Raw genomic sequence first — 8,850 nt, 5'->3', positions numbered from 1 at the left:
ATCTGGTCCGGGATCGGCCACAGGTTTGACGAAGGCACCGCAACGTATTCGGCAAACGCGCCGTTGCGGCTGACGCCGATCCCGACGGTGTTTGGACACAGGTGCTGCTTGCCTGCGCGGCAGTTGCGACAGACGCCACAGACGACGTGGCCCTCGGCCGATACGCGCTGACCGACGGTGTAGCCGCGCACCCCGTTGCCGATGTCGACGATCCGCCCGACAAACTCGTGGCCGATCACGAGACCTGGAGTGATCGTGCGCTGCGACCACTCATCCCACTTGTAGATATGCAGATCGGTGCCGCAGATCGCGGTCTTCTCCAGTTTGACCAGCACGTCGTTCGGGCCGATCTCGGGTACCGGCACATGTTCCATCCAGATCCCGCGCGCGGCTTCGCGCTTGACCAGCGCCTTCATCATCTGCGTCATCGTTGACTCGCTCGGACGGCCACGGAATGGGCGCGACTGCCGCGATTATACGTTCCGGCCTCGTGACCGGCCGAGAGTTTCAGCCGCCGCCGGAGGTGTATAAGGGTTGGATGTTGCGGATCAATCAGCTTCCGACTTGTCAGCAGGGCCCCCAACACCGAAAATACCCGGTGGTCATTGGCGCGTCGGGGGGCGGCCACTCATGAAGATTCTGGAGACTTTGAGGCGCTGGTTCGGGTCGTCGAATCCTGCGCCGCGCGCGAAGACTGCCTCGCAATCGGCGCAGTCGCAGCGTCGGGGCAAGCCGCGCCTCAATGCCCGCGACGGCATGCGCGTGCTCGTCGTGGACGATTCAGCGACAATTGTCGCGGTGCTGCGCCGCATGCTTGAACAGAATGGCTACATCGTTCTCGAAGCACTGGATGCCGAAAAAGGCATCGAAGTGGCGAATGCCGAACTCCCCGATCTGATCTTTCTCGACATCGTGCTGCCTGGCATGAGTGGGTTCGCCGCGTTGCGCCAGTTTCGTCGCGAAGGTCCGACACGTGACATTCCGATCATCATGATGAGCGGCAACGAACAGGCGACCGAGCAGTTCTATGCGCAGAAAATCGGTGCCGACGACTTCATGAAAAAGCCGTTCTCGCGTTCGGAAGTCTTTGCGCGCATCGAGGGCCTTCTCGACACGACCCTGCTTCCGAAGCGTCTCAACATGCGCGGTGTGGACACGTCGGAGCCGGTACCCGCTCCCACATCGGCGTCGTGAGCTGCGGATTCGCGCACCGCCTGCCGACGTCGTCCCGTTCCAGCCGACTCTGAACGCGCGCGCATCCGCGTCTATGCCGGTCCGGAGTTGCCCATGCCCCTGACCGATCAACGGCCGCCCGCGATTGTCCTCATGGGTCCGACCGCATCGGGCAAGACGGCGCTGGCCTGTGCGCTTGCCGACCGATTTCCGCTTGATCTGGTCAGCGTCGATTCCGCATTGGTGTATCGGGGGCTCGACATCGGGTCGGCCAAACCGGATCCGCAAACGCTTGCGCGATACCCGCACCGGCTGATCGACATCCGCGAACCGTCGAGTCCCTATTCCGCAGCGGATTTCCGTGCGGACGCGCTTCTGCAGATGCGTGACATCTCCGGGTTCGGCCGGGTTCCCCTTCTCGTCGGCGGAACCGGCCTCTATTTCCGCGCGCTGGAGCGAGGGCTGTCACCGCTGCCGCAGGCGGATCCTGCGCTGCGTCTGAGGCTGGTTGCCGAAGCCGGACGCATCGGCTGGGTGGCCCTGCACGCGCGACTTGCCGAAGCGGATCCGCAAGCGGCGGATCGAATCCGACCGTCCGATACGCAACGGCTGCAGAGGGCGCTGGAAGTGATCACGTTGACCGGGCGGCCGCTGTCCGACCTTCAGGGCGGCTTGAATGAAAAGCTTCCATGGCGACTGCTGAAGATCGCACTGGTTCCAATGGATCGCGCGATTCTGCATTCGCGCATCGCGATGCGTTTCGATGCAATGCTGGCGGACGGATTTCTCGATGAGGTGCGTCGGCTCCGCACCGATCCCGCACTGCACGCAGATCTGCCGGCAATGCGCGCGGTGGGCTACCGGCAGGCATGGTCGCATCTGGACGGGGACATTGATGCGGCGACGTTTCGCGACCATGCGATCTTCGCCACCCGCCAGCTCGCCAAACGCCAGATCACCTGGTTGCGCAGTGAGGTGGACGCGGTATGGTTCGACCCCGAGCAGACCGCGCTGGTCCACGTGGTTGGCGATTTGGTGACGCAGTTCCTGCCAACCAGCACCACGCGCGGGCGATAGTGTGCTCCCGGGCATTTTCTTTGCAGGAACAAATCGTTAAGATCGCGCAAAGGACCACCTCACCTTGAATCGGCACAGCGCGGGGGCGTTGTGACTTTACCGATTCCGATTTCGTTGCCGGAGAAGAAGACCATGTCCAAGGGGCAGTCGTTGCAGGATCCGTTTCTCAATGCGCTCAGACGCGAGCGCGTTCCCGTCTCCATTTATCTCGTCAACGGCATCAAGCTGCAGGGAACGGTCGAATCCTTCGACCAGTTCGTGGTGCTGCTGCGCAATACCGTCAGCCAGATGGTCTACAAGCACGCGATTTCCACGGTGGTGCCGTCGCGCAACGTGCGTGTGACCGGGCCGGATGGCGTGCAGCACGGCGTCGATCTCCCTCCCGCATCGGCATCAGGCGATGCGCACGCACCGGACGATAGCGCTGCCTGAGTCCGGTAAACTCGTGGACCGCCTTGAATCCGCCGGTGACGGACGCATTCAAGGGGACCCACGACCAAGGTGACTCCGCTGTTCGAACGATCGAAAAAAGGCGAGCGGGCTCTGCTGTTGTTGCCACAGGCGCCCGGCCACAATGACCCGCGTGCGCTCGAGGAATTCGCCGAGCTGGCCCGCTCCGCCGGCGCGACGGTCGTCGGTACCCTGGCGGCGCGCGTCGACCGGCCCAATCCGAAGTACTTCGTCGGCACTGGCAAGGCGGAAGAGCTGCGCCAGCACCGGCATGCGCTCGAAGCGGACCTGATCCTCGTCAACCACACGTTGAGTCCGGTGCAGGAGCGCAACCTCGAAGCGCTGACCGAGTGCCGTGTGGTCGATCGCACGGGGTTGATTCTCGACATTTTCGCGCAGCGTGCCCGCTCCCACGAAGGCAAGCTGCAGGTCGAGCTGGCTCAGCTCAAGCACATGTCCACGCGGCTGATTCGCGGCTGGACCCATCTGGAGCGCCAGCGCGGTGGTTCGATCGGGTTGCGCGGGCCCGGTGAAACGCAGCTCGAACTCGATCGCCGGCTGCTCGCCGACCGGGTCAAGCAACTCCAGAAGCGCATGGAAAAGGTCGAAACCCAGCAGGCGACTGCGCGCCGTTCGCGCCAGCGCAACGCGTTGCCGGTGGTTGCGCTGGTCGGTTACACCAACGCGGGCAAGTCGACGCTGTTCAACGCGCTGACCGGCGCGACCGTGTATGCGGCCGACCAGCTGTTCGCGACGCTCGACCCGACGCTGCGTCGTCTCGACGGACTCGATTGTGGTCCGCTCGTGCTCGCCGATACCGTCGGTTTCATCCGTGACCTGCCGCATGATCTCGTCGCGGCGTTCCGATCGACGCTGGCGGAGGCGAAAGATGCCGATCTGCTGCTGCACGTCATCGACGCGTCGGACCCCGAGCGCGACGAGCGCATCGCCGACGTCGAGGCGGTTCTCGTGGAAATCGGCGCGGACGAATTGCCGCAGGTGCTGGTCTACAACAAGATCGACCTCGTCACGACAAATGTGGTTGTCGGCGATGTCCACGAGGGCTCCGACGCGGCAGCGCTGTCGCTGATCGAGGCGCGCGTGGATCGTGTTGACGCGGGCGGAACGCCGCGCGCGTGGGTGTCGGCGGTCGAGGGTCGCGGCATCGAAGGTCTGCGCGCCGCGATCGCAGAACGGCTCGGTTCCGCGCGTGTCAGCGCCGAACTGCAGTTGCCGGCAAGTGCGGGTCGTCTGCGCGCGAGGCTGCATGCGCAAGGCCTGGTCGCCAACGAACGTGCTGACGAGGAGGGGTGGACGATCCAGATCGACGCACCGCGCGCGCTCATCGAACCGCTGTTCGGATTGCCGAACGGCGACGGCGAATGGTTGCGAGAACGACTGGGCTGCGAGTTCGTTGAAGCGTGAGCGGCATGCGCCAAGGTGAACGGCGCGCGCCGTGCACGGCGTCTTGCTTGCCCCCATCCATAGCCCTACCTACAATCGAGTGACAACGTCCGACGACGGCACTTCCGTCGCGTCGTTGACGCGACGACCGAACCCTCCACTTTCATCCAATCCTGGCGTGGCCGTTTGCCCGCGTGCGTAACGGCGAGATCGAGGAAGTACAACGATGGCATGGAATGAACCCGGCAGCGGCAAGCAGCGCGACCCGTGGAAAGACAACAGTGGCAGTGGAGGTGGCAATCCGTTGCCCGATTTCGACGCACTGCTGCGGCGCGCGAAGGATTTTTTCAATCGCGTCTTCGGCAGCGGCGCCGGTGGGCCTGGTATCGCGGTGATCGGCGTGTTGATCGCGTGGTTCGCGATCGATAGCGTGGTGCGCGTCGACGCGCGCGAAACCGGAGTTGTGCTTCGGTTCGGCCAGTTTTCGCGCCTGCTGATGCCCGGCATCAACTTCAAGTTTCCGCGCCCGATCGAATCGGTGAGCAAGGTCAACATCGGCGTTCAGCAGACCACAGATCAGGTGCGCATGCTGACGCGCGATGAAAACATCGTGCTGGTGGACTTCAACGTGCAGTATGAAGTGAGCAATCCGCAGGTGTTCTCGTTTGGCGTGCGCGATCCCGACCAGACGCTCGGCCAGGCGGCTGAGAGCGCGGTGCGCTCGGTGATCGGCAACAGCGACATGGACACGATCCTTTCCGGCCAGCGTGCCGAGTTGATGGTGAAAGCGAAAGAACTGCTGCAGACAACGCTCGACCAGTACAACACCGGCCTCACGTTGACCGAGCTCAATTTCCAGAACGTCCGCCCGCCGCAGGAAGTGAAGGACGCGTTCGACGATGCGAGCCGCGCACTGCAGGACAAGCAGAAGATCGAAGAGGAAGCAAAAGCCTACGCCAGCAAGGTGGTCCCTGAAGCGCGCGGCGATGCGGCCGGCGTAAGAGCGGAGGCCGAGGGTTTCAAGAGCGAGCGCATCGCGCGCGCCGACGGTGATGCGCAGCGGTTCAATCTTGTCGAGGCGCAATATCGCGCGGCACCGGATGTGACGCGCAAGCGGCTCTATATCGAGACCATGCAACAAGTGATCGGGAATACGCCGAAGGTGATCGATCTGTCGTCGGGCAAGAACGTGCTGTCGATGCCGTTGGGAACTGCCGAGCACGGAGCGAGTCCTGGTGTTGCGGGCGTGACCGTGGTTGCACCCGATTCCGCGCGAGGAGAACACTGATGCGTTTTGCCTCCCTCATCATCGTGCTGATCGCGGTGTTCATCGCCGCGAACAGCGCCTTCGTCGTGAACGAGGGCCAGACGGCGATCCTGCTGCAGTTCGGTCGCATCGTGCGGACCGGTTACGCGCCGGGCCTTCACGTGAAACTCCCGCTGCTCCAGCAGGTGAAGCGATTCGACAAGCGCGTGCTCACGCTGGAGTCGCCACCCGAGCGCTATCTCACCTCCGAGAAGAAGGACGTCAACATCGACTTCTTCGTGAAATGGCGCATCGTCGATGCGGGCAAGTACTACGTCACGGTGGCCGGTGAAGAGAAATTCGCGCAGGCCCGGGTGGCGCCCATCGTGAAGGAAGGCCTTCGTACCGCGATCAATTCGCGCACTCTGCGCGAGCTCGTTGCAGGCGGCCGCGCGGACCTCGCGAAGGATCTCGTTCTCGAGGTGAACCAGAAGACGCAAGGCATGGGCATCGAGGTGATCGACCTGCGCATCAAGCGGATCGATCTGCCCGAAGACGGAACCGTGATCGGCTCGGTTTACGAACGCATGAGATCCGAGCGCAAGAAGGTGGCCAACCAGCTGCGCGCGGAAGGTTCGGAGACGGGGAAGACGATCAGGGCGGATGCCGATCGGCAAGTTCAGGTGATCAATGCCGAAGCCTACCGGGATGCGCAGAAGACGCGAGGCGAGGGTGATGCCGCGGCGTCGCAGACCTACGCGTCGGCGTATGGGAAGGACGCGGAGTTCTTTGCGTTCTACCGCAGCCTCGAAGCCTACCGTGATGCGTTCGCAATCCCGAATGGCACGCTGGTTCTGGATCAGAAGTCCGAATTCCTGCATTACCTGCAAGACAGCAAATAGTCCGTGGCCGGTGACCTGGCCGCGGCCCTGTGCCTCGTGCTGGTGCTGGAGGGCCTGCTCCTCTTCGCGCTGCCGGATGGCTGGAAACGCATGGCCGAACAGGTGCGACAGCTGGATTCGCGCACGTTGCGAATGATCGGCGCCGGCATGATCGGTGCAGGACTGATTCTGTTGAAGATCCTGCGCTGATGCGCGAAGCTGCCCATCGACGCGGCGCGTGTTGCGCCACACGATCGGCTTGCCGACGTCGGACCCGCGACAGCGGAAATGCAGTGGCGAAACACCGCGGACTTGAGTGTTCGCAGGAGTCTGCCGCGAATCCCACGGCGGCTGTCATGGTCACGAAGACCGCGTCTCTTTCACCTCAGACCTCACCAGACCGAGCGAGAACAACATGGGCAAGTCAGTCGTAATCCTCGGCGCGCAATGGGGCGACGAAGGCACGGGCAAGATCGTCGATCTACTGACGCAGGACATTGGCGCGGTGGTGCGTTTCCAGGGTGGCCACAACGCGGGTCACACGCTGGTCATCGGCGGCAAAAAGACCGTTTTGCATCTGATTCCGTCCGGCATCCTGCGCGACGACGCGTTGTGCCTGATCGGCAACGGCGTGGTACTGAGTCCGGCCGCGTTGCAGAAGGAGATTGCCGAGCTCGAAGCGAACGGCATCGAAGTCCGCTCGCGACTGAAGATCAGTCCTGCTGCGCCGCTCATCATGCCGTACCACATCGCGCTGGATCAGGCGCGCGAGAAAAAGGCTGGCGGCAAGGCCATCGGAACGACGGGTCGCGGAATCGGTCCGGCTTACGAGGACAAGGTCGCGCGCAGGGGCATTCGCGTCGCCGACCTGCATTATCCCGAGCAACTTGCCGAACTGCTGCGCACCGCGCTCGACTATCACAACTTCGTCCTCACGAAATATTTCGGCGGCGAAGCAATCGATTTCCAGCAAACCTACGACGAGGCGCTCGCATTCGGCGACTACGTGCAGCCGATGAAGTCGGACGTCGCCGGGATCCTTCACGAACTGCGCAAACAGGGCAAACGCGTTCTGTTCGAAGGGGCGCAGGGCGCGTTGCTCGACATCGACCACGGCACCTATCCGTACGTGACTTCAAGCAACACCACGATCGGCGGGGCGCTCGCTGGCGCCGGCGTCGGCGCTGATGCGATCGACTACGTGCTCGGCATCGCCAAGGCGTACGCAACGCGGGTCGGCAGCGGGCCGTTCCCGACCGAACTGGACGACGCGATTGGCGAGGGCATCCGCACGCGCGGGCAGGAATTCGGTGCCACAACCGGACGCCCGCGACGCTGTGGATGGATCGACATCGTTGCGCTCAAGCGGGCGGTGGCGATCAACGGCATCAGCGGGTTGTGCATCACCAAACTCGACATCCTCGACGGGATGGACAAGCTCAACATCTGCATTGCGTACGAATATCGTGGCAAGCGGACCGAGTACGCACCGCTCGACGCCGCTGGCTGGGACGAGTGCACGCCGGTGTATCTGGAATTCCCCGGCTGGAGTGAATCCACCGCCGGCATCACCGAGTGGGACAAGCTGCCGGCCGCGGCGCGCGCATACCTGCGGGCGCTGGAGGAACTCGCCGGATGTCCGCTCGCGATCGTGTCGACTGGTCCCGATCGCGACGCGAACATCGTTCTTCGCGATCCGTTTGCCTGAGGGGTGACCCGCGCTCCCAAGCCTGGATGATCGAATCTGGGTTGATTGCCGTGGCGCGCCGACGCGTGCGCCATCGGGGTGCCGCTGTCGGTGGGGTAACCTTTAGAGGAGTGGGAAAGCGACGCGCCGATCCGGCGCCGCATGGCGACTGTATGCGTGCTGGCCGTCAGCTTCACGCTGGGACGACTGCTCATGTTGCGTACAGAGCATCGGGTCAAACTCAGGGGATGGCTCGTTATTCCTCCGTCACCACGGCAGTCGATATGCCGGAACTGCGCAGATTCCGCATGCGCATCGAAGAGCGTGTGTTTCCCTGCATCGGAGCGAAAGCGGCGCTCGCTCAAGGCAGATTGCAGGTGTTTCCCGGAGGCGATCTTCGCGATCCGCGCTCCGATTGCATGGTTGTCGAGCAATTGCAGGCGTTTGCGGCGACGACGTCCGACGACGACGTCTTCATCTCGGCGGTGGTGTTGTACGAGGCAACACCGCTTCTCGACGAGCTGGAATTCGAACGCGTGCTGTGGGCCCGGCTTCGCGCGTTTCACGTGATCGACGCGACGCATCACCATTGGGACCCGCGCGTGAGTGCGGACCCCCGATCCACGCAGTTCAGTTACAGCGTCGGAGGACGGGCGTTCTACGTCGTCGGACTCCATCCGCAGGCAAGTCGACCGATGCGCAGATTTCCATGTGCAGCACTGGTGTTCAATCTGCACAGCCAGTTCGAGACGTTGCGCGCGGATGGGCGTTACGAGCGATTGCGCGAGACGATTGCCGCGCGCGATGCTGCCTGCAGCGGGTCCGTCAATCCGATGCTTGCGCGACATGGAGTGGCCTCCGAGGCGCGCCAATACAGCGGTCGGGAAGTCGCCGCCGATTGGCAATGTCCTTTTTCCTCGACTGCAGCGGGC

The 8,850-nt window shown here is 63.3% G+C and carries 10 protein-coding genes; 9 read left to right on the top strand and 1 reads right to left on the bottom strand.

Going from position 1 to position 8,850, the window contains the following annotated elements:
* Positions 1-428: alcohol dehydrogenase catalytic domain-containing protein (locus ABIV12_RS06910; RefSeq protein ID WP_348057616.1), on the bottom strand; the 428-nt coding region annotated here is incomplete at its 3' end.
* 202 nt (positions 429-630) lie between these two features.
* On the opposite strand from ABIV12_RS06910, the gene ABIV12_RS06905 reads away from it, so the two are divergent.
* The 9 genes from ABIV12_RS06905 to gntA form a co-directional block, all read left to right on the top strand.
* Positions 631-1,194 (top strand): response regulator, encoded by a 564-nt coding sequence (locus ABIV12_RS06905; RefSeq protein WP_348057614.1) that lies wholly within the window; start codon positions 631-633, stop codon positions 1,192-1,194.
* A 93-nt stretch (positions 1,195-1,287) separates the two neighbouring features.
* Positions 1,288-2,250, top strand: a complete 963-nt coding sequence (gene miaA, locus ABIV12_RS06900; RefSeq protein WP_348057612.1) for a tRNA (adenosine(37)-N6)-dimethylallyltransferase MiaA — start codon at positions 1,288-1,290, stop codon at positions 2,248-2,250.
* 132 nt (positions 2,251-2,382) lie between these two features.
* Positions 2,383-2,682: an RNA chaperone Hfq gene (hfq, locus tag ABIV12_RS06895; protein ID WP_348057610.1), complete on the top strand. Its 300-nt coding sequence runs from the start codon at positions 2,383-2,385 to the stop codon at positions 2,680-2,682.
* Between the two features lie 78 nt (positions 2,683-2,760).
* Positions 2,761-4,125: a ribosome rescue GTPase HflX gene (gene hflX, locus ABIV12_RS06890; protein WP_348057618.1), complete on the top strand. Its 1,365-nt coding sequence runs from the start codon at positions 2,761-2,763 to the stop codon at positions 4,123-4,125.
* 205 nt (positions 4,126-4,330) lie between these two features.
* Positions 4,331-5,392 carry an FtsH protease activity modulator HflK gene (gene hflK, locus ABIV12_RS06885; protein WP_348057608.1) on the top strand — a complete coding sequence of 354 codons (1,062 nt, stop codon included), beginning with the start codon at positions 4,331-4,333 and terminating at the stop codon, positions 5,390-5,392.
* Positions 5,392-6,252: a protease modulator HflC gene (gene hflC, locus ABIV12_RS06880; RefSeq protein ID WP_348057606.1), complete on the top strand. Its 861-nt coding sequence runs from the start codon at positions 5,392-5,394 to the stop codon at positions 6,250-6,252. The genes hflK and hflC overlap by 1 nt, the downstream gene beginning before the upstream one ends.
* A gap of 3 nt (positions 6,253-6,255) precedes the next feature.
* The gene (locus ABIV12_RS06875; RefSeq protein WP_348057604.1) at positions 6,256-6,441 is read left to right on the top strand and encodes a DUF2065 family protein; all 186 of its coding nucleotides are present in this window, start codon (positions 6,256-6,258) and stop codon (positions 6,439-6,441) included.
* Between the two features lie 205 nt (positions 6,442-6,646).
* The gene (locus ABIV12_RS06870) at positions 6,647-7,939 is read left to right on the top strand and encodes an adenylosuccinate synthase (protein WP_348057602.1); all 1,293 of its coding nucleotides are present in this window, start codon (positions 6,647-6,649) and stop codon (positions 7,937-7,939) included.
* 227 nt (positions 7,940-8,166) lie between these two features.
* Positions 8,167-8,850 (top strand): guanitoxin biosynthesis heme-dependent pre-guanitoxin N-hydroxylase GntA (gene gntA, locus ABIV12_RS06865; protein ID WP_348057600.1); only part of this gene is annotated, 684 nt, incomplete at its 3' end.

The organism is Dokdonella sp., from assembly GCF_039926425.1.
Taxonomy (GTDB): domain Bacteria; phylum Pseudomonadota; class Gammaproteobacteria; order Xanthomonadales; family Rhodanobacteraceae; genus Dokdonella_A.
Note: the sequence above shows the minus strand (reverse complement) of the source record. Positions and strands in the feature narration are given on the sequence as shown.

Bases quoted from the DNA above. Each gene is read 5' to 3' on its own strand.
- ABIV12_RS06905 (WP_348057614.1), top strand. From the start codon at position 631: ATGAAGATTCTGGAGACTTTGAGGCGCTGGTTCGGGTCGTCGAATCCT.
- miaA (WP_348057612.1), top strand. From the start codon at position 1,288: ATGCCCCTGACCGATCAACGGCCGCCCGCGATTGTCCTCATGGGTCCG.
- hfq (WP_348057610.1), top strand. From the start codon at position 2,383: ATGTCCAAGGGGCAGTCGTTGCAGGATCCGTTTCTCAATGCGCTCAGA.
- hflK (WP_348057608.1), top strand. From the start codon at position 4,331: ATGGCATGGAATGAACCCGGCAGCGGCAAGCAGCGCGACCCGTGGAAA.
- hflC (WP_348057606.1), top strand. From the start codon at position 5,392: ATGCGTTTTGCCTCCCTCATCATCGTGCTGATCGCGGTGTTCATCGCC.
- ABIV12_RS06870 (WP_348057602.1), top strand. From the start codon at position 6,647: ATGGGCAAGTCAGTCGTAATCCTCGGCGCGCAATGGGGCGACGAAGGC.